The organism is Streptococcus sp. 20925_1_77 (assembly GCF_041432125.1).
Taxonomy (GTDB): domain Bacteria; phylum Bacillota; class Bacilli; order Lactobacillales; family Streptococcaceae; genus Streptococcus.
The window spans coordinates 41,308-61,666 of sequence record NZ_JAPVZB010000012.1 but is presented as its reverse complement, the minus strand read 5'-3'; the positions used below and the strand labels follow the sequence as shown (position 1 = coordinate 61,666).

The 20,359-nt window shown below is 44.4% G+C and carries 17 protein-coding genes; 9 read left to right on the top strand and 8 right to left on the bottom strand.

Annotation, left to right across the window (positions count from 1 at the left end; all coding sequences use genetic code 11):
* Nucleotides 1–9 precede the first annotated feature (9 nt).
* Complete coding sequence (locus O3626_RS07440) at nt 10–300, bottom strand: hypothetical protein (protein WP_003005477.1); 291 nt, start codon at nt 298–300, stop codon at nt 10–12.
* Nucleotides 301–436: 136 nt separating this feature from the next.
* Between O3626_RS07440 and rnhC the strand changes: the two genes are divergently transcribed.
* The 3 genes from rnhC (at nt 437) to O3626_RS07425 (ending at nt 4,486) form a co-directional block, all read left to right on the top strand.
* Complete coding sequence (rnhC, locus tag O3626_RS07435; RefSeq protein WP_371496164.1) at nt 437–1,333, top strand: ribonuclease HIII; 897 nt, start codon at nt 437–439, stop codon at nt 1,331–1,333.
* Between the two features lie 3 nt (nt 1,334–1,336).
* Complete coding sequence (gene lepB / locus O3626_RS07430; RefSeq protein WP_003008799.1) at nt 1,337–1,987, top strand: signal peptidase I; 651 nt, start codon at nt 1,337–1,339, stop codon at nt 1,985–1,987.
* A 66-nt stretch (nt 1,988–2,053) separates the two neighbouring features.
* Nucleotides 2,054–4,486, top strand: a complete 2,433-nt coding sequence (locus O3626_RS07425) for an ATP-dependent RecD-like DNA helicase (RefSeq protein ID WP_371496178.1) — start codon at nt 2,054–2,056, stop codon at nt 4,484–4,486.
* Between the two features lie 231 nt (nt 4,487–4,717).
* On the opposite strand, the gene dinB is transcribed toward O3626_RS07425, so the two are convergent.
* Nucleotides 4,718–5,824, bottom strand: coding sequence for a DNA polymerase IV (gene dinB, locus O3626_RS07420; RefSeq protein ID WP_315377356.1), 1,107 nt, complete (start codon nt 5,822–5,824; stop codon nt 4,718–4,720).
* 261 nt (nt 5,825–6,085) lie between these two features.
* Between dinB and pflB the strand changes: the two genes are divergently transcribed.
* The 6 genes from pflB (at nt 6,086) to O3626_RS07390 (ending at nt 13,008) form a co-directional block, all read left to right on the top strand.
* Nucleotides 6,086–8,401, top strand: coding sequence for a formate C-acetyltransferase (gene pflB / locus O3626_RS07415; RefSeq protein WP_003005386.1), 2,316 nt, complete (start codon nt 6,086–6,088; stop codon nt 8,399–8,401).
* Between the two features lie 418 nt (nt 8,402–8,819).
* The gene (locus O3626_RS07410) at nt 8,820–9,578 is read left to right on the top strand and encodes a threonine/serine exporter family protein (protein ID WP_023919150.1); all 759 of its coding nucleotides are present in this window, start codon (nt 8,820–8,822) and stop codon (nt 9,576–9,578) included.
* Nucleotides 9,579–9,582: 4 nt separating this feature from the next.
* On the top strand, nt 9,583–10,050 hold the full coding sequence (locus O3626_RS07405; protein ID WP_003005049.1) for a threonine/serine exporter family protein: 468 nt from the start codon (nt 9,583–9,585) through the stop codon (nt 10,048–10,050).
* Between the two features lie 106 nt (nt 10,051–10,156).
* Nucleotides 10,157–10,387 (top strand): hypothetical protein, encoded by a 231-nt coding sequence (locus O3626_RS07400; RefSeq protein ID WP_118227821.1) that lies wholly within the window; start codon nt 10,157–10,159, stop codon nt 10,385–10,387.
* A 186-nt stretch (nt 10,388–10,573) separates the two neighbouring features.
* The gene (locus O3626_RS07395; protein WP_371496160.1) at nt 10,574–11,746 is read left to right on the top strand and encodes a hydroxymethylglutaryl-CoA synthase; all 1,173 of its coding nucleotides are present in this window, start codon (nt 10,574–10,576) and stop codon (nt 11,744–11,746) included.
* Entirely contained in the window at nt 11,746–13,008 is a 1,263-nt protein-coding gene (locus O3626_RS07390) for a hydroxymethylglutaryl-CoA reductase, degradative (RefSeq protein WP_347112621.1), read from the top strand. Before O3626_RS07395 ends, O3626_RS07390 begins: the two co-directional genes overlap by 1 nt.
* 488 nt (nt 13,009–13,496) lie before the next feature.
* Here O3626_RS07390 and O3626_RS07385 read toward each other — a convergent pair whose 3' ends face one another.
* The 6 genes from O3626_RS07385 to mvk all read right to left on the bottom strand — a co-directional run bounded on the left by O3626_RS07385 (nt 13,497) and on the right by mvk (nt 20,332).
* Nucleotides 13,497–14,321, bottom strand: coding sequence for a PrsW family glutamic-type intramembrane protease (locus O3626_RS07385; RefSeq protein WP_371496158.1), 825 nt, complete (start codon nt 14,319–14,321; stop codon nt 13,497–13,499).
* A complete protein-coding gene (locus tag O3626_RS07380) occupies nt 14,314–15,975 on the bottom strand; it encodes a C69 family dipeptidase (protein WP_371496156.1) in 1,662 nt (553 codons plus the stop codon). Before O3626_RS07380 ends, O3626_RS07385 begins: the two co-directional genes overlap by 8 nt.
* Before the next feature lie 548 nt (nt 15,976–16,523).
* Nucleotides 16,524–17,528 carry a type 2 isopentenyl-diphosphate Delta-isomerase gene (gene fni / locus O3626_RS07375; RefSeq protein WP_371496155.1) on the bottom strand — a complete coding sequence of 335 codons (1,005 nt, stop codon included), beginning with the start codon at nt 17,526–17,528 and terminating at the stop codon, nt 16,524–16,526.
* Complete coding sequence (locus O3626_RS07370) at nt 17,525–18,532, bottom strand: phosphomevalonate kinase (protein WP_371496153.1); 1,008 nt, start codon at nt 18,530–18,532, stop codon at nt 17,525–17,527. Before O3626_RS07370 ends, fni begins: the two co-directional genes overlap by 4 nt.
* Entirely contained in the window at nt 18,522–19,472 is a 951-nt protein-coding gene (gene mvaD, locus O3626_RS07365) for a diphosphomevalonate decarboxylase (RefSeq protein WP_371496151.1), read from the bottom strand. The genes O3626_RS07370 and mvaD overlap by 11 nt, the downstream gene beginning before the upstream one ends.
* Nucleotides 19,454–20,332, bottom strand: coding sequence for a mevalonate kinase (gene mvk / locus O3626_RS07360; RefSeq protein WP_371496149.1), 879 nt, complete (start codon nt 20,330–20,332; stop codon nt 19,454–19,456). The genes mvaD and mvk overlap by 19 nt, the downstream gene beginning before the upstream one ends.
* Between the last annotated feature and the right edge of the window lie 27 nt (nt 20,333–20,359).

Here is a 20,359-nt window from a genome sequence, read left to right as displayed (position 1 = left end):
TATCTCCTCTTATTTGGATGATTTATCCTTTAAGTCGTCTAAAGCCTTGCGACGAAAATCATCTAATTCTTTTTCTTTGTCGTCAAACTCAATCTCGCGATTCAGCTGCATGGACAAACTGTTTACTGCCAATAAGATCGCGATGGTTTCATCATCTGCCTCTGGCATTTGTTCCTTAATTGCTTGGTATTTTTCTTTCGCAACACGTTCGACTTCTTCCATAAACAAATTATCATGGTTGGTTGTTAAAGTGAGCGCTTTGTTTCCAAATGTAAATTTATATCTATTTAAGCTCGCCATAAAAATCACCTCACGGTATTATACCAAAAATGGCTAGCTTTGTCAGTAGCAAAGCCCCTCTTCACAGGGATTTTCCAGTGGATTCTTTCTTTCTTTTTGCTCCCTCTCTCCCTGAATTTGTGGTACAATAGTGGTTATGGAAAGTATGACACTCACTCCAACACAGGAGCAAATCCTTGATTTTGTCCATACCTATCGCCGTTCTCTCTCTCAAAGCAAGAATCCTCATATGGATTATTTCTTTCGACTAGAGGGAGCGACCGTTTCGATCTACAAGTCTGGAAAAGTCTTGCTTCAAGGTAATGACCTGACTCCTTACCTGGCCTTTTTCGGGCAAGATGCTGGGAACCCTAAGAGTTCTGCTTCATCTGCAGGACAAGATCTAGCCATGATCGGAACCGACGAGGTCGGAAACGGCTCTTATTTTGGTGGACTCACCGTCGTTGCATCCTTTGTCACACCTGACCAGCACGACTGGCTCAAAAAGCTCGGTGTTGGGGATTCAAAGACCTTGGATGATCGAAAAATTCAGCAATTGGCTCCTCTCCTTGAGGAAAACATCCAGCACCAAGCACTCTTATTGTCTCCAAAGAAGTACAATGAAGTCATTGCTTCTGGCTACAATGCTGTTTCGGTCAAAGTGGCCCTGCACAATCAGGCCATCTATCTTCTATTAAATAAAGGAATCCAAGCAGAACGAATTGTGATCGATGCCTTTACGACGGCTAAAAACTACCAAAAATACGTGAAAGCTGAAAAAAATCAGGTCTCCCAAGCCATTGATTTGGAAGAAAAAGCAGAAAGCAAGTATTTAGCTGTTGCGGTTAGTTCCATCATCGCCCGCAATCTCTTCCTTCAAAATCTGGAAGATCTGGGCAAGGAACTGGGCTTTAATCTCCCTAGTGGAGCAGGGGCGAAGTCAGACCAAGTCGCTGCTAAATTGCTTCAGACCTACGGGATGAAAGCTCTGGATTATTGTGCCAAACTCCATTTTAAAAACACAGAAAAAGCAAAGAAATTACTAGAAAGATAAGTTATGTCAAAAAGAAGTTCAAAACAGTCATCTAGCTCACCAGTGGTGAGATTCCTTAAAGAATGGGGCCTCTTCAGCATCATCGTTGGTCTCATCATCGCCTCTCGCATCTACCTCTGGGCTCCGGTCAAGGTGGACGGCCATTCGATGGATCCTACCCTGGCTGATAGCGAGTACCTCCTTGTGGTCAACCACCTCTCAATTGATCGTTTCGACATTGTCGTTGCCAATGAGAAAGATGACGACGGCAAAACCAAGGACATCGTCAAACGGGTCATCGGTCTTCCTGGTGATACCATTCAGTACGACAACGATACCCTTTACATCAATGGGAAAAAGACCAATGAGCCCTATTTGAAAGACTACATCGCTCGTTTCAAAAAAGATAAATTGCAATCAACCTACACTGGAAAAGGGTTCGAAGAAAATGGAGAACTCTTCCGCCAATTGGCCAATACAGCCCAAGCTTTTACAGTAGACAAGGATGGCAATCCTAAATTTACCTTGAAATTGCTCGACGATGAATACCTCCTACTTGGAGATGACCGGATCGTTTCAAAAGATAGCCGTCAAGTCGGAGCTTTCAAGAAAGAACAAATCAAAGGACAAGCCGTCTTTAGACTATGGCCGATCTACCCTTTCAAAACTTATTAGTATAGATTAACAGACTGAGGCTGAGACAAGTATGTCCCAGCCTCGCTTTATAAAAGGAAAGAAATGATGGAATATTATTTTTCTGGTACTATTGAGCGCATTATTTTTGAAAATCCTAGCAGTTTTTTTCGAATCCTCTTGCTCGACATTAGCGATACCGATGCCGAAGACTTTGATGATTTTGAGATTATTGTGACGGGCACCATGGCAGATATCATGGAAGGCGAAGACTACACCTTCTGGGGGGAGCTGGTCCATCATCCTAAATACGGAGAACAGCTCAAAATCAGTCGCTATGAACGGGCTAAACCCTCTAGCAAGGGCTTAGTGAAGTATTTTTCCAGCGATCACTTCAAGGGAATTGGTCTCAAAACAGCCCAAAAAATCGTTGATCTCTATGGAGAAGACACCATTGATAAAATCTTAGAAGCGCCTGGAAAATTAGAAGAAATCACAGGCCTCTCCAAGAAAAACCGCCTGGCTTTTGTGGATAAACTCCGTCAGAATTACGGAACGGAGCGTATTCTCGCCCAACTAGCCAATTATGGCATCCCCAATAAACTAGCCTTTCAAATCCAGGATTTCTACAAGGAAGAAACGCTCCAGATCGTGGAGCAACAGCCCTACCAATTGGTGGAAGATATCCAAGGAATGGGCTTTAAAATTGCGGACCAACTGGCAGAAGAATTGGGCATCGCAAGTGACGCCCCCGAGCGTTTCCGCGCGGGTCTGATTCACAGTCTCTTCAGCTACTCTATCGAGACTGGAAATACCTATATTGAAGCCAAAGACCTCCTGCGCTATAGCATTGACCTTTTGGAATCAGCGCGTCCAGTAGAATTGGATCCTTCTACTGTCGCCCAAGAATTAGGCCACCTCATCGAGGAAGACAAGGTCCAAAATGTGGATACCAAGATCTTTGACAATAGCCTTTTCTTTGCGGAAGAAGGGATTCGCAGTCACATTGGCCGATTGCTGGAGAAGGGTAAAAAAGCTTCATTTGACCCTGAGAAAATCAACCAGGCTATCGAGGAGGTTGAAAAAGATCTGGGGATTCACTACGATGCTATTCAAAAAGAGGCGATTCACCAGGCGATTCAAAACAAGGTCTTTATCCTCACTGGGGGACCGGGAACAGGAAAAACCACCGTTATTAATGGGATGATCAGTGTCTATGCCCAACTCCATCAGCTGGATCTGCGTAAGAAAAAAGACCTGCCGATCCTGCTGGCTGCCCCAACGGGACGGGCAGCCCGGCGCATGAATGAGCTGACAAGACTTCCGAGTGCCACCATCCACCGCCATTTGGGGATGACAGGAGATGATGACACCAGCCACTTAGAAGACTATCTAGATGCAGACTTTATCATTGTAGACGAGTTTTCCATGGTCGATACCTGGCTCGCTAATCAATTAGTCAGCAACATCGCAACCGATACCAAACTCTTGATTGTGGGAGATGCTGACCAATTACCATCCGTCAGTCCTGGACAGGTCTTAGCGGATCTCTTGCAGATCCCAAGCATCCCTCAGACCAAACTCGAACATATTTTCCGTCAGAGTGAAGATTCGACCATTGTCTCACTTGCAGGAGACATTCGCCAGGGCAATCTCCCTCAAGATTTCACAGAACGAAAAGCCGACCGCTCTTATTTCGAAGCCGGAAGCGAACACATCCCTAAGATGATCGAACAGATCACCTCTGCTGCCCTTCGCAGTCAGATCCCAGCTCGAGATATCCAAGTCTTGGCACCGATGTACAAGGGCCAGGCCGGCATTGACAACATCAATACACTCATGCAAGACCTTCTCAATCCAGCCGTCAAAGATCAGGTCGTCTTTGACACGCCAGACTGCCAATACCGCGATGGAGACAAGGTTATCCATCTGGTCAATGATGCAGAAAGCAATGTCTTTAATGGAGATATTGGCTACATTACCGATCTTCTCCCCGGAAAATATACAGAATCCAAGCAAGATGAATTGACTATCCAATTTGACGGCAATGAAATCGTCTACCCGCGCAATGAATGGTACAAGATTCGCTTAGCCTATGCGATGAGTATTCACAAATCGCAAGGAAGCGAATTTCCTGTGGTGATTTTACCCATTACTAATCAAAGCCACCGGATGTTGCAGCGTAATTTGATCTATACCGCCATCACGCGCTCTAAGAGCAAACTCATCCTCTTAGGAGAATACAGCGCCTTTGATTTCGCTACTAAAAATACAGGTACAGCGCGCAAGACCTATTTGGTTGAACGCTTCAAGGAACTGGACGGAGGCGAAGCAACCACAGACTATTCTTCATCCCTTGCAACGGCTTCTGCTACAGTCGAATCTGCACGAAGCAAGGAAGAAACTGTTGAAACGAAAGCAGAGACGTCTAAACCTACTGTCTATCGACTAACAGAAGACAATCTCCACACCATCTCGCCTATGATTGGACTGACAGAAGAAGAGATTGCAGCCTTTTTTGACGTCAAACAACCTAATTGATACCCCAAAAATTAAAATAATATATTTTTTAAGACTCATTAAAATACAACTGAAACTTTCCGCCGTGAGAAAAGTGCTAGAAACACTATGGTTTCTAGCACTCGGGAGTTTTGAAACTTTAGGTTCAAAACTAAGTCATGGAACTTCGTAGAAGTTCGCTGACATCCGTACTCACCTAAGGAAAGTTTCTAAGATGACTTTGTCATCAATCTCAGGCGACTAGTGAACAAACTAGTCGTCTTCTTTTTCTTCCACCAAAGGCAACTCGGTATGATCAACAAAGTTGGTCATGGTGACACCCAAGAGGCGGATTCCTGTATTTATCGATTCGATTTCTTGAAAAATGTGACGCGCTGAACGATTGATGCGCTCAGCCTCTCGTGTTGGCTCCGTCAATGTCATTCGCTTGGTCAGGGTGGTGAAGTCTCCATAGCGCACTTTTAAGACCAAGGTCTTTCCTTGCTTGCCGTGTTTTTCCAGCGATTGGGCCACCTTACTGGACAGATTGGCAATTTCTTCTACAATATCATCCTCAGCATAGAGGAGCTTGCGGTAGGTCCGCTCTTTTCCGATCGACTTGCGGATCCGATGGCTCTTGACAGGGCTATTGTGAATCCCTCGCGCCTTACGAAAGAGATCATAGCCAAAGCGCCCAAATCGATCGATCAAGGTCATCTCCGGGATAGCTAAAAGATCCGCGCCAGTATAGACCCCCATCTCATGCAGGCGCTCCACTGTCTTCTTTCCTACCCCGTGAAATTTGGCAATGTCCATCTGGCTCAGGAAATCCTCGGCATCCTCCGGCAAGACCACCGTTAGGCCACGGGGTTTTTGGTAGTCACTTGCCATCTTTGCCAAAAACTTATTATAAGAGACACCTGCTGAAGCTGTGAGATGCAGCTCTTCCCAGATCGCATGCTGAATCAAGCGAGCAATCTTGACAGCTGATTTGCTCTGGATTTTATTTTCCGTCACATCTAGATAGGCTTCATCAATACTCATAGGCTCGATCAGATCTGTATAGCGCTTGAAGATCTCACGGACCTGTTCACCTACTTCTCGGTATTTCTCATAATTTCCAGAGATAAAGATGGCTTGAGGACAAAGGTCCAGCGCTTCTTTGGAACTCATAGCTGAATGAATGCCATATTTCCTTGCTTCATAGTTACAAGTAGAGACAACACCTCTCCCTCCTGACTGACGAGGGTCCTGGCCAATCACGACAGGCTTGCCCTTCAAACTAGGGTTGTCTCTTTCTTCGACGGCAGCAAAAAATGCATCCATATCAATATGAATAATCTTGCGACTGGTATCATTCACTAATGGAAATATCAGCATTTTTCACCCTCCTTTCTTTCTATTATAGGAGGAAAATTTCAGAATTGCAAAAATCGGCTCTCCAGAAAACATGAAAATTGATGAAAAACTGTGTTTGTTTTCAAAAATATAGTACAGTATCGCAGAGGATTTGAAACTGTATTACAAAAGAATCTGCTGTTTTTCGCAATTCGCCTTTGTGTAACCGATTTCTGTATGGTATACTACTATTGTAAGTGCAACAGATATAGTTGCTAGAAAGACAAATAGAGGAAAATACACATGGTTGTTAAAACAGTTGTTGAAGCACAAGATATTTTTGACAAAGCCTGGGAAGGCTTCAAAGGTGAAGATTGGAAAGAAAAAGCAAGCGTTTCTCGCTTCGTTCAAGCTAACTACACACCATATGATGGAGATGAAAGCTTCCTAGCTGGTCCAACTGAACGTTCTCTTCACATCAAAAAAATTGTTGAAGAAACGAAAGCTCATTATGAAGAAACTCGTTTCCCATACGATAACCGTCCAACATCTATCGCTGATATCGCAGCTGGATATATCGATAAAGAAAACGAAGTGATCTTCGGTATCCAAAATGATGAATTGTTCAAATTGAACTTTATGCCTCGTGGTGGTATCCGTATGGCGGAAACTACTTTGAAAGAAAATGGATACGAACCAGATCCTGCAGTTCATGAAATCTTCACAAAATACGTTACAACTGTAAACGACGGTATCTTCCGCGCTTACACTTCTAACATCCGTCGTGCTCGTCACGCTCACACTGTAACTGGTCTTCCAGATGCTTACTCTCGTGGACGTATCATCGGGGTTTATGCTCGTTTGGCTCTTTACGGTGCTGACTACTTGATGGCTGAAAAAGCAAACGACTGGAACTCTATTACTGAAATCGATGAAGAATCAATCCGTCTTCGTGAAGAAGTAAACCTTCAATACCAAGCACTTCAAGAAGTTGTTAAATTGGGTGACCTTTATGGTGTAGACGTACGTCGTCCTGCCTTCGATACAAAAGAAGCGATCCAATGGACAAACATCGCCTTTATGGCTGTCTGCCGTGTCATCAACGGTGCTGCTACTTCTCTTGGACGTGTGCCAATCGTTTTGGATATCTACGCTGAACGTGACTTGGCTCGTGGTACTTACACTGAATCAGAAATCCAAGAATTCGTTGATGATTTCGTTATGAAATTGCGTACTGTTAAATTTGCTCGTACAAAAGCTTACGACGAATTGTACTCAGGTGACCCAACCTTCATCACAACATCAATGGCTGGTATGGGTAACGACGGTCGTCACCGTGTTACTAAGATGGACTACCGTTTCTTGAACACTTTGGACAACATCGGTAACTCTCCAGAACCAAACTTGACAGTTCTTTGGACTGACAAATTGCCATACAACTTCCGTCGCTACTGTATGCACATGAGCCATAAACACTCTTCTATCCAATACGAAGGTGTAACAACAATGGCGAAAGACGGATACGGTGAAATGAGCTGTATCTCATGTTGTGTATCTCCACTTGACCCAGAAAACGAAGAACAACGCCACAACATCCAATACTTCGGTGCTCGTGTTAACGTTCTTAAAGCTCTTCTTACTGGTTTGAACGGTGGTTACGACGATGTTCATAAAGACTATAAAGTATTTGACATCGATCCAATCCGTGACGAAGTTCTTGAATTCGAATCTGTTAAAGCAAACTTCGAAAAATCTCTTGACTGGTTGACAGACACTTACGTAGATGCTTTGAACATCATCCACTACATGACTGATAAGTACAACTACGAAGCTGTTCAAATGGCCTTCTTGCCAACTCACCAACGCGCTAACATGGGATTCGGTATCTGTGGATTCGCTAACACTGTTGATACTTTGTCAGCAATCAAATACGCTACTGTTAAACCAATCCGTGACGAAGATGGCTACATCTACGATTACGAAACAATCGGTGAATACCCACGTTGGGGTGAAGATGACCCACGTTCTAACGAATTGGCAGAATGGTTGATCGAAGCTTACACTACTCGTCTTCGCAGCCACAAACTTTACAAGAACGCTGAAGCAACTGTTTCACTTCTTACCATCACTTCTAACGTTGCTTACTCTAAACAAACTGGTAACTCACCAGTCCACAAAGGGGTATACCTCAACGAAGATGGTTCTGTGAACTTGTCTAAATTGGAATTCTTCTCACCAGGTGCTAACCCATCTAACAAAGCTAAAGGTGGATGGTTGCAAAACTTGAACTCACTTGCTAGCCTTGACTTTGGTTACGCAGCTGATGGTATCTCACTCACTACTCAAGTATCACCACGTGCTCTTGGTAAAACTCGTGACGAACAAGTTGATAACTTGGTAACCATCCTTGATGGATACTTCGAAAACGGTGGACAACACTGTAACTTGAACGTTATGGACTTGAACGATGTTTACGAAAAGATCATGTCAGGTGAAGACGTTATCGTTCGTATCTCTGGATACTGTGTAAACACTAAATACCTCACTCCAGAACAAAAAACTGAATTGACACAACGTGTCTTCCACGAAGTTCTTTCAATGGATGATGCCTTGAACTAAGATTCAAATAGGTCTTAAAAACCAGTCGGAAACGGCTGGTTTTTTCATCCCCATCGCAAGAGTATTCTGAATTTTGAAAGAGTTTAAGAGCCTACTATATAGAGTTTGACAGCGTTTTCTCCAAGTGTTATAGTAGAGCTGTAAATAATATAGAAGGGGTGATCCTATGTTTTTAACATTTATTTTCGCTATTATTTGGCTCTTTATCCTGATTGCACTGATCTTTTTAGCAACCCTTCTCGTCCAGGACAGCACCGTGCAGCACCACCACCCGAGTTAGCGAATGATAAGCCTAAACAATAGCTATTCTAAACGAATTCAGAAAGGATAAGAAACAAACTAGAATTGTCAGATTTTAGTTCTGTCTCTCGTCCTTTTTTGCTATAATAGAAACAGATTATTTAGTAAGAAGGAAATTATGGAAGAGTCAAAACAGATCAACCAAGTGATCGACGTCCTGATGTTAGCTGGAACCCTCCTGATAGAGAGTGGTTCTGAGATTCACCGGGTCGAAGATACCATGATCCGGATCGCCCATTCACAGGGAATCGTCGATTGCAATGTTTTAGCGATGCCAGTCGCTATTTTCTTTTCAATTGAGAATGCCAATGTCACGCGCATGAAACGGATCTTGCGGACCAATTACAATATCGAAAAGGTCTGTGATGTCAATCAGATCTCTCGTCAACTCGTCTCTGGAGAGATCGATCTCGAGCAAGCCTACCAGGCCCTGAGCGAGTTGAAAATGAAGCGCGTTCCTTATACCAATCTCCAGTTGACCATTGCGGCAACCCTCAGTGCTCCTTTCTTCTCCATCATGTTTGGAGGAAATTTCTATGATGCGATTGGAGCGGGTATTGCGACTGTCTTTGCCTTTGCTTTTTCTCTTGTCGTTGAGAAATACGTTCGCATTCCTTTTGCCACTGCCTTTGCGGCCGCCTTTGTCTTTGGTTTTTTGGCCCATATCTGGACGCGCTATAGTGGTTTTCCTTCCAATACCGATCTCATTATCGCAGGCTGTGTCATGCCCTTCGTTCCTGGAATCGCTATGACCAATGCCGTCCGAGATCTGATGAATTACCACCTCAACTCTGGGATGAGCAAACTCTTTGAGACTCTCCTCATTACTCTTGCACTTGGTGCCGGTACAACGGTCGCCCTAGTCCTTATGAAATAAAATCATGAACCTAACTGAATTTTTAATCCAAGCGGTGGCCAGTTTGATTGCCATCATCACCTTTTTAATCGTCCTCAATGTGCAACGCTCCATGTTGATTCCTGGAGGAATCCTCGGTATGGGCATCTGGCTACTTTACTATATCCTGAAAGGGCCTACCAATGTCATCGTTGCAACCTTTATCGCAGCCATTGTCGGCTCCTGTATCAGTCAGATTTTAAGTATCATTCTCAAGACGCCTGTTGTGGTCTTTATGTTGTCCATTCTCGCGCCATTGGTTCCTGGATATATTTCCTATCGTACTACTTCCTTCTTTGTCAGTGGCCAATATCGCCAGGCAGTAACCAGCGTGACCCTGGTGGTTATTCTGGCCTTGGTGATCTCCATCGGGATGGCTAGCGGCTCTGTTGTCTTGAAACTCTACCATTCTTACCAACGCCATCAAAAAAGAAAAATGACCAATGCCAACTAGCATTGGTTGTTCAATTTTTATGAGTGTCATCGCTTGCATTTTCCACATAAAAGAATACAATAAAAGTGAAAAAACAAATCCTTTAAAGTATGCGAGGTGATGTATGATGCTAAACAAGTATATCAAGTATCTTCCTTGGATGATCCTAGGAGCCCTCCCCTCCTATCAATCAGCAACTATCTATGCCCGCAATTCATTTGACTTGTTCTATCTGACCTTGAACTTTCTGATTGTGTACATCGCTTTAATCGTCTTCTACGAAAATGTTCTAAGAGACAAATGCAAAGAACTCTTCATACGAATCATGAGCAATCCTAAAAAAGATAAGCAAGGATAAGAGTTGAAAAGCCATCTGAGGATGGCTTTTTCTTATAGATTTTCTATTTTTCTTTGAAACATTGCAAAATCGGTCCCGAGAATGATTTCCTTGCTGATCTAGCTTTTTCAAGGGAGTTTTACCCTTAAATATGGTAAAATAGTAACGAAATATACTAGTAGATATCAAATAAAAAAGAGGTTAAGAATGACAATTGGGATTGATAAGATTGGTTTTGCGACGAGCCCTTATGTCTTGCGTTTAGAAGATTTGGCTGCTGCTCGTAATACTGATCCCGAAAAACTGATCAAGGGTCTTCTCTTAAAAGAACAAAGTGTTGCACCGATCACAGAAGACATCGTCACATTGGCTGCTACTGCAGCAGATGATATTTTAACAGACGAAGATAAAGAAGCGATCGACATGGTGATTCTTGCGACAGAATCTGGAATTGACCAGAGTAAGGCTGCTGCTGTGTTTGTCCATGGCTTACTAGATATCCAGCCTTTCGCCCGCTCTTTTGAGATGAAAGAAGCCTGCTATGCTGCGACTGCTGCCTTGGATTATGCTAAACTCCATGTTGAAAAATTCCCACAGAGTAAGGTTTTGGTCATTGCCAGTGACATTGCTAAATACGGAATTGGAACTCCTGGAGAACCAACACAGGGGGCTGGAGCGGTTGCTATGCTGATCAGCCACAATCCTCGTGTTCTATCTTTTAACGATGATAATGTTGCCCAAACACGCGATGTCATGGATTTTTGGCGTCCAAATTATGCGACAACCCCCTTTGTGAATGGGATTTATTCAACACAGCAATATCTAGATTCTCTGAAAACAACCTGGGCGGAATACCAGAAACGGACTGGCCTTACCTTGACAGACTTTGCAGCCGTCTGCTTCCACTTGCCTTATCCGAAATTAGCTCTCAAGGGCTTGAAAAAAATCTTGGATAAGTCAGTATCAGAAGAGAAAAAAGATCAATTACAATACAATTTTGATCAATCGATTCTATACAGCCAACGCGTAGGAAATATCTACACTGGATCTCTTTTCTTAGGCTTGCTGTCACTACTGGAAAATCGTCCCCAACTCAAAGCCGGGGACCGAATCGCCCTCTTTAGCTATGGAAGTGGAGCAGTTTCTGAGATCTTTAGTGCCAATCTCGTTCCTGGTTTTGAGCAACTCCTAGATCATAACCGTATGGACAAACTAGATCAACGGACGGTTCTTAGCGTTGCTGACTACGAACGACTCTTTTATGAGGAAGTAGATCTAGACTCTAGTGGCAATCAAGTGTTTGAACCTGCTACGCTTCAAACTTATGCTTTGACAGAGATCAAGGAACACCAACGCACTTACCAGAAAGTAGAAAAATAATGGCACGATTACCAGGTTTTGCAAAACTTTCGCCCACAGAACGCATAGAGGCCTTACTAAAGGAAGGCCTCTTAACTTGGGATGAAGCACAGATCTTAAAAGAACAAAAGGGACTCCCCCTCTCTATTGCAGATCAACTGACGGAAAATGTCTTGTCGACCTTTGATCTGCCTTTTAGCCTCGCTCCTTATTTTCTGATCAATGGTCGTGACTATGTCCTTCCTATGGTCACAGAAGAGCCTTCCGTCGTTGCTGCAGCCAGCTTTGCAGCCAAGCTCATCCAACGTTCGGGCGGTTTCACCACCCAAGTGCACCAACGTCAAATGATCGGTGAGATTGCTCTGACAGATGTTAGGGATGTGGAAATGGCTAGCAAGCGCATCCTAGAAGACAAGGAAACTCTTCTTCAGCTGGCTAATGAAGCCTATCCTTCTATCGTCAAGCGTGGAGGCGGAGCGAGGGATCTTTGGGTCGAAAACAAGGGGAACTTTCTCATTGTCTACTTGGCTGTCGATCCTAAAGAAGCCATGGGGGCCAATATGCTCAACACGATGCTGGAAGCTCTGACCGATCGCATCCAAGAACTCTCTGGTGGACAGGCCTTAATGGCGATTTTATCCAACTTGGCCACGCGCTCTTTGGTGAGTGCACGGTGTGCTATCGATTTTAAAGCACTGAGTCGAAATCCTGAGGAAGCCATTGAGATTGCCCACCGGATGGAGCTAGCTAGCCAACTGGCTCAAGTGGATCCTTACCGTGCAGCCACTCATAACAAGGGGATTTTTAACGGGATTGATGCCCTGGTCCTTGCGACAGGTAATGACTGGCGGGCCATCGAAGCAGGTGCCCATGCCTATGCCACACAAAGCGGCTCATACAAAGGCTTGAGTCACTGGACAAGTCAGCCAGAAGAGAAAAAACTCTATGGAGAGATCACCCTACCAATGCCAGTTGCAACAAAAGGAGGCTCCATTGGCCTCAACCCAACGGTTCAAGTCAGCCACCGTTTACTAGGAGAACCTTCTGCTATCGAATTAGCCGGTATCATCGCGTCGCTCGGTTTAGCGCAGAATTTTGCTGCCCTGAAGGCCCTAGTCACCACAGGGATTCAAGCAGGACATATGAAACTCCAAGCACGCTCTCTAGCCCTTCTAGCAGGAGCTAAGGAAGAGGAAGTTCCCCGTCTGGTCAGCCAACTCCTTGAAAACAAACCCTTCAATTTAGAAAAAGCACAAACACTCTTAAAAGAATTGAGAAAATGAAAGAACTAAGACAAGTTTTTCGTTTTCAGATTGAAGACAATGTCATTTTTGAAACTTTCCTTAGGTGAGTACGGACGTCAGCGAACTTCTTCGAAGTTCCATGACTTAGTTTTGGACCCAAGGTTCCAAAACTCCCGAGCGCTAGAAACAATCCAATTTCTAGCACTTTTCTCACTGCGGAAAGTTTCAATGTATGTATGAACGAGCCTATTGGTATGTATCAGTTTTAATTATTCTGTATCACTTAGCTTGTTTTATGTAAAAAAACAGTTTATTTACATTCTAAAAGAGGCTGGGACAAAAGTCCTAGCCTCTCAATTATTTTTGGATTGTCGAGCAAGACGCAGTGGTTGAGTGGGCTCTACTACGCTGATTTCATCAGCTTTTACAGCCCTACTCAACTGTGCGGAGGTGGGACGACGAAATCGAATTCTAACGAATTACCGATTTCTGTCCCACTCTCTTTTGTGTTTGAAAAATTTTTCTTATTATTTTAAAAATGACAACTCGGGATGTTTCTTAGTATAGAGTACCACTTCGATAAAGGTCCCTACTTGGACGGCAAAGAGCAGTCCGACGAGAAGATTAATCCGATGGTCTGTTTCATAAAACGGAGAATTCCATAAGAAGTGATTGGCTACTGTCGAGACAACACACCAGAGTCCAAAGAGTTTTTCCTTTTTCTGGGTCACTTGAGACAACAAGAGGAAGACACCAACGGATACAACAGCTGTATAGAGGGCGTGTGAAGCTAACCCACCAGAAATACGATTAATAGCCTCAGTAACAGCGGCTAATTGGCTAGTTTTTGTTTGGCGGGCAACGTACCCTAAATCCTCAATGATTTGAAAACCAAAGCCAGAGCCCAAGCCGGCAATTAGAATCGCTTTTAGATCTTTTTTGCCAACCATCAAAACTACCCAAAAGGCAACTAGAGCCTTAAAGAATTCCTCTGAGAATGGGGCTGTCAAGGCATCGGTCCACTTGTTAAAGACAGTGGCATCCTTGATCATATGGCTATTTAGGATGTCAATTAAGCTATTACCTGAAAAGCTCAACCAGCCTGCTACGAAGGCACCCCCAAACATAGCAATCCATAAGAGATAGGTTGGGACAGACAACTGCTTGGCCAATCGTTTTGAAAAGAGATAGAGTGGGATAATAATAGCAGCTAAAACAGACAAGTTCAAGACCAAGTCTCTGCCTGCAGACTGGCTAAATTCTTGTTGAGAAAGATGACCGAGTTCAAACTCCAAGCCAATTCCTGCAAATAGTAGAAAGAGATAGATCGAGGCTCTTTGAATTTTAGTCATCTTGTTTTCCTCCCTTTTGTTTCTTTGAGCGAATTAGGTAGATCACAATTGCTAGAAGGGTTGCTCCGAACAAGCCTGCTGCTAAAATGTAATCATAGTCAAAATCAACCAGATCAATTTTCTCTTCATAAGCAGCATCTTCTTCATCATCTAGATCTTGCAGAGCACTTTTTCCGTGTTCATCTGCTACCTTTTGTTCTGCTTCTTTTCTAATTTCTTGCAAGCGTTCAAAGGTTTTCTCAGCTCTCGCTATTCCTTCCTCTGTTGCCTTCTTACTCGCTTCTTCAGGCTGAGAAGCAAGGGCAATTTGTTCCTGATCACTCAGATCTTGTTCGACCATCCACTGAGACTCCAACCGTTCCATTTCAGTACGAATCGCCCCATCTTCGAATAAATCAGGATACTTGGCTACAAGGTCATTGATTCTTGAAACGGTCCAATACCAGGAGCGGTCATTGTAATGATCCCCTAATTCTTGGTAGGCTTGATAGGTGTTGAGAATATTGCCATAATACGGTAGGTAAGGAGCATTCCGCGGACTGCCCATCGACAGCCACATGGTACCTCCACCCGCACTTGCTGGGACCTCGTCTTTCAGTTGGAAAATATGGGCCTCCATGACATTTGGATTGGAGATGGGGTATTTATAAACGGCATCAAACTCTCCTTTTTTCGGGATGCCTTTTCCATCCAGCTCCATTTGATCCTGTGGTTTGTATTTGGTTCCTTCCAAACGATTGCGTTGGAGATTCATGGCATCGCGGAGAGTTAATTTCCGATCAGTTGTATGAAGAAGATCAAAGGACGCATCGTCATATTTAACAGGAGAGCTTGGGTCTAGAGATTTGATCCCCGACCAAACCCGCGAGCGATCCGCTTCTTGCAAAGGCGGATTATAGGATTGAGAAATGTGGAATTTTCCATCCACTTCCTTATAACTATTTGCGTCCTTGGCGACTTTTTCAAGATCTTTTGAGGCAATCGTACGCTCTGTATCCGATAAATCAATATGGCCTAAAAAGAAAGTATTTGGAAAGACTGCAAAGCGGTCTTCTGGGAAGAGAATGGCCGCATATTGGTGACCAGATAGGATTTCAATATACCAGACGCCTTCTTTATCGGCAATGGTCACAATATTTCCTTCTGCAGCGCCTTTTTCTTCGACGATTTTAGCAATGAGTTCAACCCCTTCTCTTGCGGTTTTCACACTTGGGAGAACAATGCTGGTTAAGCCGGATTCTGCCAAACCATCCTTGACATAGGGATCCACTTTTTGGATCTTGTCATTTGCTGAAGCAGAGACAGTCGCAGAAATGGAAACCCCATATTCATTGAATCCTGCTTCGTCAAAAATTCCCTGATCTGGGGTGACATCTGGGACCGCTGTATACTTATAGCTAATCTCTGGCAAGGGATATTGAAAACCGTTGGCGGCATCCTCAAAGATGGCACCTTTTTTATTGTAGACGCGCTCTTTGACCACAAAATTTTTATTATGGTTGGGCTCTAAATCTTCGGTACGCCCTACCAAGGTCGAGCCGTCGGCCGTCAGTTTCTTTCCGATGATGAACCCCGTACAGGCCTCAACAGGTTGAGCAATCAACAAAAGCGGAAGCAAGGCTGCTACAGCTGATCGAAAATAGTGCTTCTTCATCCTAAACTCCTTTTTAAAAATGTTTTTCCTTATTTAGTATACTCTTTTACAAGCCTATTTTGCAAGCGTTTCCAGTAACCGTAAACAATTCGTAAACTATCAGAATTTTTGAGGGTAAACACTTTAAAAAAAAGAAAGGATTGGCTTTAAAAAGTCAATCATTAGAATGTAGATAAACTATTTTAAAGTAAAATAAGTTAAGCGATTCTGCAAAGAAATAAAAATGCATTCCAATTTTTAAATCGATTCAAAAATACTGAAACTTTCCGCTGTGAGAAAAGTGCCTGAAACGTTTTTGTTTCAGGCACTCGGGAGTTTTGAAACCTTAGGTTCAAAACTAATTGAACACGGGCTACGGATTGTGTCAAAAAGATAAGTTCTCCTAGAATCGAAAGATTCTGCGTCAAACTTCCTATTTTGACTTTATCCGTAGAAGCCCTTTGTATCTTAATTAGTCATGGAACTTCCTGGATTGCTGAAATCATCCACTGGATAATTTCACCTAACCTCCGTACTCACCTAAGGAAAGTTTCTAAAATGATTTTTCTTCATTTTCTCTGTTGCTGAGCTTGCCATAATTTTCCATAGAGGAGATAGTCGACTTCTCTGAGCTCTTTCAGGTTCTGACAACCGAGCGCACAAAGGAGTAATTTAAGGTCTTCTTTCCATCCTTGGACAATAGCAATCACTTCTTCGATGCTCTTTGTCTCTACCATCTCAAGAAAAACGCGGGAAAGTCCTACGCCACGCGCTCCAAGGACCAAGGCCTTGACCATATCAAGGGGATGACGGATGCCACCACTCGCGAGGATCTCAACCTGATCTATCTGATCTTGTAACTGTAAGAGACACTGAGCAGTTGATTGTCCCCAATCATCCAGATAAGCGCGATTGCCACCACGACGATTCTCAATATAGGCAAAACTAGTGCCACCACGGCCAGAAATGTCAACTGTTTTAATCCCAGCCTCTAGTGCCAGCTGAACTGTTTTAGGATCCATACCAAAGCCGACTTCTTTCAGGACTACCGGTACAGGAAAGCTCTGCCCATAGCTCTTGAGATGGTCTTTCCAAGTATGGAAAATCCTCTCCCCTTCAGGCATGAGCAACTCTTGCATCAGATTCACATGGACTTGAAGAAAGAGGGGTTGTAGCTCTTCCACTGTTCGCAAGCCCAAATCTGGCTCTTTATCGATGCCAATATTGGTCGCTAACAGAAGATGAGGGTGATCTGTTTTGACAGCGTACGATTGATCGCTCGGATCCTTCAGCCCTGCACTGTAAGAGCCAGTCACAAAGAGAATCCCACAGGCTTGGGCTACTGCTGCCAACTTTTGATTGATCTCTTTGGCCCGTTCACTCCCGCCGGTCATGGCATTGATATAAAAAGGGACCTCCCAATCACGGCCTGCGAAATGGGTCGTTAGATCAATCTCCGCTAGATCCACAAGGGGGAGGGAACGGTGAATTAGCTCGATCTCATCAAAGCTATTATAGGAGGAGCTTTGCTCCAAAGCATAGCGAATATGCTGGTCTTTTCGATTTTCGCTCACGAATCTCCCATCCTTTCTTTGTAAATGACTTCAATATTCTTTTCCTTCCAGCGGTCTATCAAGGTCTGAGTCTCAACTGGGTCAAAACTAAGGGCGATTCCACAGTCGCCTCCTCCAGCGCCACTAGATTTGGCGCAAGCCGTTAGGCCATCTGTCGCTTGCTGCAGGACTTTTAGAGCCGGGGTATAGATCAGATGGTTTAAGGATTTTAGGTTCTGATCTGCACGTTGGATACTGGCCTCGATCTCCCTTTGGTTTCCTTCACGGAGGCCTTTTTCAAGATTCTTCACTGCAGTCTGACTCTCCTTGAGAAAGGCTTCATTGATCGCCCCCTTGATCTGGCGGATCAAATCACTTGAAATCGCTGGTTCCTTGGTCCAACCAACCAGAAAATCATAAGAGACGGCTGGCTGAATCACTCGGATCTGGTAGTTCCAATTCAGTTCTAAAACTTGTGAGAGGGGCTGGGAAGTCAAGGCTTCATGCAACCAAGCCCGATCAAAGGATTGGTAATAAATCAAGTCCTCGTAGGCAATACAAGCCAAATCGCCCATGGAACCATTGTCCCCTCTTTGCACCAAGACGACTGCTGCTAGTCGAAAAAGCAGATCGGGGCTTAGGTCTAGTTCATACAAAGCCGCCATGGCCTTGATCACGAGCAAGACCACACTTCCGCTGGAACCAATCCCATACTTCTTCCCCTCTTCACCCAATGTCCCCCTAAGGTGAAGATCAAGGGGTTTCGGGGCTATTCCCTGATCTTTCAACCATTCTTCCATGAGCTGGATAGTCTCTTGAATCAAGGCGTAGTCCTTATTTGGAGTCAAATCCACCTTGTAACCAAAGAGATCTGAGACCAACTGGTAAGTGTTAGCTTCTTGAATGGTAGCTGACAGATAAATGGGAATAAACTGAATCACGGCTCCACACCCAGGCGTTAACACCGCGTATTCTCCAGCTAGATAGAGCTTGCCTCCGGTCTGTACCTGATACTTAGTCTTCATCTTGAGGGTCCTTTGTCTTAGATACGATGGTCCGATAGCGGGCGTCAAATAAAGGCACCAGCTGATCCAAGTCTTCTTCTAGACAGAGGACTTTAACATTTGGCCCTGCATCCATGGTAAAGTAACAAGCATGGCCCGTTGCGCGAAGCTCACGGACAAAATCCATGGCTTTGTAGCTTTCTTCTGTCAAGTAGCTAAAGGCTGGAGTGGCTGTCCTGGTCGTTCCATGCATGGCAAGGGCATTGCGCTCTGTCAAGTGGCCGACCCGTTCAAAATCATTGGCAGCTAGATAGCCCAGCATGTCCTTGTAATCTTGACAAGACTCCTCCACCCATTCTTTGAAATTGGTCGAGGTTTCCATGCAGCGTTTCATCCCTTCGCGGCTAGAGACAGGCTTTTGCTTATCATTGAGAACCAGCATAATCATAGCCAGTTTCAGGTCTGTTTTGACCTTATATATCTCTCCACTTTCTTTGTCCCAGGCTGCTAAGGGACCAAAGAAAGACCGTGAAGAGGAACCCGAAGCAAACTTGGCTTTTTGAGCTAATTCCTCCTGGCTCAAGCCCAAATCATAATACCGATTGCAAGCCTTAACGAGAGCAGAGAGCCCGCTCGAGCTAGAGGACAAGCCTGCTGCGGTTGGCATGTTGTTGCTGGTATCCACCCGAACAAATCCTACTTCATCTGCTGGCTTCAAGCCATCAATCACAGCTCCAATTTTGGCTTGCTCAGCTGGATTTTGGAATTCCCCATCGATGTAAAATTCATGCGCAGTCGCATCTGCTGGCAAGGGAGATAGACTGGTCTCTGTATACATATTCTCTAAGGTCAACGAAATCGAACTGGTCGAAGGGACCATCTGTTTGGCATCTTCTTTTCCCCAGTATTTGATAATCGCGATATTGGCATAGGACTTAGCCTTTACAGGTTTTCGATCCATGTATGGTGCGCTCCTTCTTTTTCTAATGCATGGGCAATGGTTGCTGCTTCACGAGAATCCTTGACGAGGGCAATCACACAGCCTCCAAGACCACCCCCGCTCATTTTAGCGCCTAAGGCCCCGTTTTCAAGGGCAACAGCGACCAAATGGTCTGCTTCAACACAGCTGACACCGACGGCTCTCAAGTGGTCATGGCAAGTAGTCAGAGCCTGTCCTAGGCTCGTTAGATCATTCATTTTCAGAGCCTCTTCCACCTGCTGGGTCAACTGACCAATCTCATGGAAATGGGACAAAACTTCCTGCCCTTTGGCTTCAACCTTTTGGATCGCCTCACGGGTATTGCCGTGAATTCCCGTATCCGCAATCACCAAGCTCGCTTTTATACCCAGCTCCAGCGGGTAAAAGCCGACATTTCGGATAAATTTAATGGCTTGATCGCTCAAACAAGTCTTGGCATCGAGCCCACTTGGATTCATATGGGCAATGGTTTCTGCTCGATTGACCAGGATTTCTAAGGTCTCATCATTCAGCTTCTCTTGATAATAGTCAAAAACGGCACGAATAGCTGCGATACTCACTGCTGCAGATGATCCCATCCCCCGTTTTTCCGGTACCATGGACTGAATGCGACAGCGAATCCGGGCCTCGCGAATCCCGAGGTGCTCAAGAGACGCAAAAACTGCCATGGACAAGGTGTCATCTTCAAACAAAATCCATGGACTGTCTGCCGGGATGATCTGGCAGATCACTTCGATATGATGGAGTGGCAAAGCAATAGCCGGATAACCATAAACCACCGCATGCTCTCCAATTAAGATAATTTTACTATGCGCCCTTCCGACGCCTATCTCTTTATGCATATTCATCTCGCTCTATTAAGGTCATTA

Coding starts and splice junctions, on each gene's coding strand:
- O3626_RS07425 (WP_371496178.1), top strand. CDS start 2,054: ATGGAATATTATTTTTCTGGTACTATTGAGCGCATTATTTTTGAAAAT.
- mvk (WP_371496149.1), bottom strand. CDS start 20,332: ATGCATAAAGAGATAGGCGTCGGAAGGGCGCATAGTAAAATTATCTTA.
- rnhC (WP_371496164.1), top strand. CDS start 437: ATGGAAAGTATGACACTCACTCCAACACAGGAGCAAATCCTTGATTTT.
- pflB (WP_003005386.1), top strand. CDS start 6,086: ATGGTTGTTAAAACAGTTGTTGAAGCACAAGATATTTTTGACAAAGCC.
- O3626_RS07400 (WP_118227821.1), top strand. CDS start 10,157: ATGCTAAACAAGTATATCAAGTATCTTCCTTGGATGATCCTAGGAGCC.
- O3626_RS07405 (WP_003005049.1), top strand. CDS start 9,583: ATGAACCTAACTGAATTTTTAATCCAAGCGGTGGCCAGTTTGATTGCC.
- lepB (WP_003008799.1), top strand. CDS start 1,337: ATGTCAAAAAGAAGTTCAAAACAGTCATCTAGCTCACCAGTGGTGAGA.
- O3626_RS07370 (WP_371496153.1), bottom strand. CDS start 18,532: ATGAAGACTAAGTATCAGGTACAGACCGGAGGCAAGCTCTATCTAGCT.
- O3626_RS07395 (WP_371496160.1), top strand. CDS start 10,574: ATGACAATTGGGATTGATAAGATTGGTTTTGCGACGAGCCCTTATGTC.
- O3626_RS07390 (WP_347112621.1), top strand. CDS start 11,746: ATGGCACGATTACCAGGTTTTGCAAAACTTTCGCCCACAGAACGCATA.
- O3626_RS07385 (WP_371496158.1), bottom strand. CDS start 14,321: ATGACTAAAATTCAAAGAGCCTCGATCTATCTCTTTCTACTATTTGCA.
- dinB (WP_315377356.1), bottom strand. CDS start 5,824: ATGCTGATATTTCCATTAGTGAATGATACCAGTCGCAAGATTATTCAT.
- O3626_RS07380 (WP_371496156.1), bottom strand. CDS start 15,975: ATGAAGAAGCACTATTTTCGATCAGCTGTAGCAGCCTTGCTTCCGCTT.
- O3626_RS07440 (WP_003005477.1), bottom strand. CDS start 300: ATGGCGAGCTTAAATAGATATAAATTTACATTTGGAAACAAAGCGCTC.
- O3626_RS07410 (WP_023919150.1), top strand. CDS start 8,820: ATGGAAGAGTCAAAACAGATCAACCAAGTGATCGACGTCCTGATGTTA.
- mvaD (WP_371496151.1), bottom strand. CDS start 19,472: ATGGATCGAAAACCTGTAAAGGCTAAGTCCTATGCCAATATCGCGATT.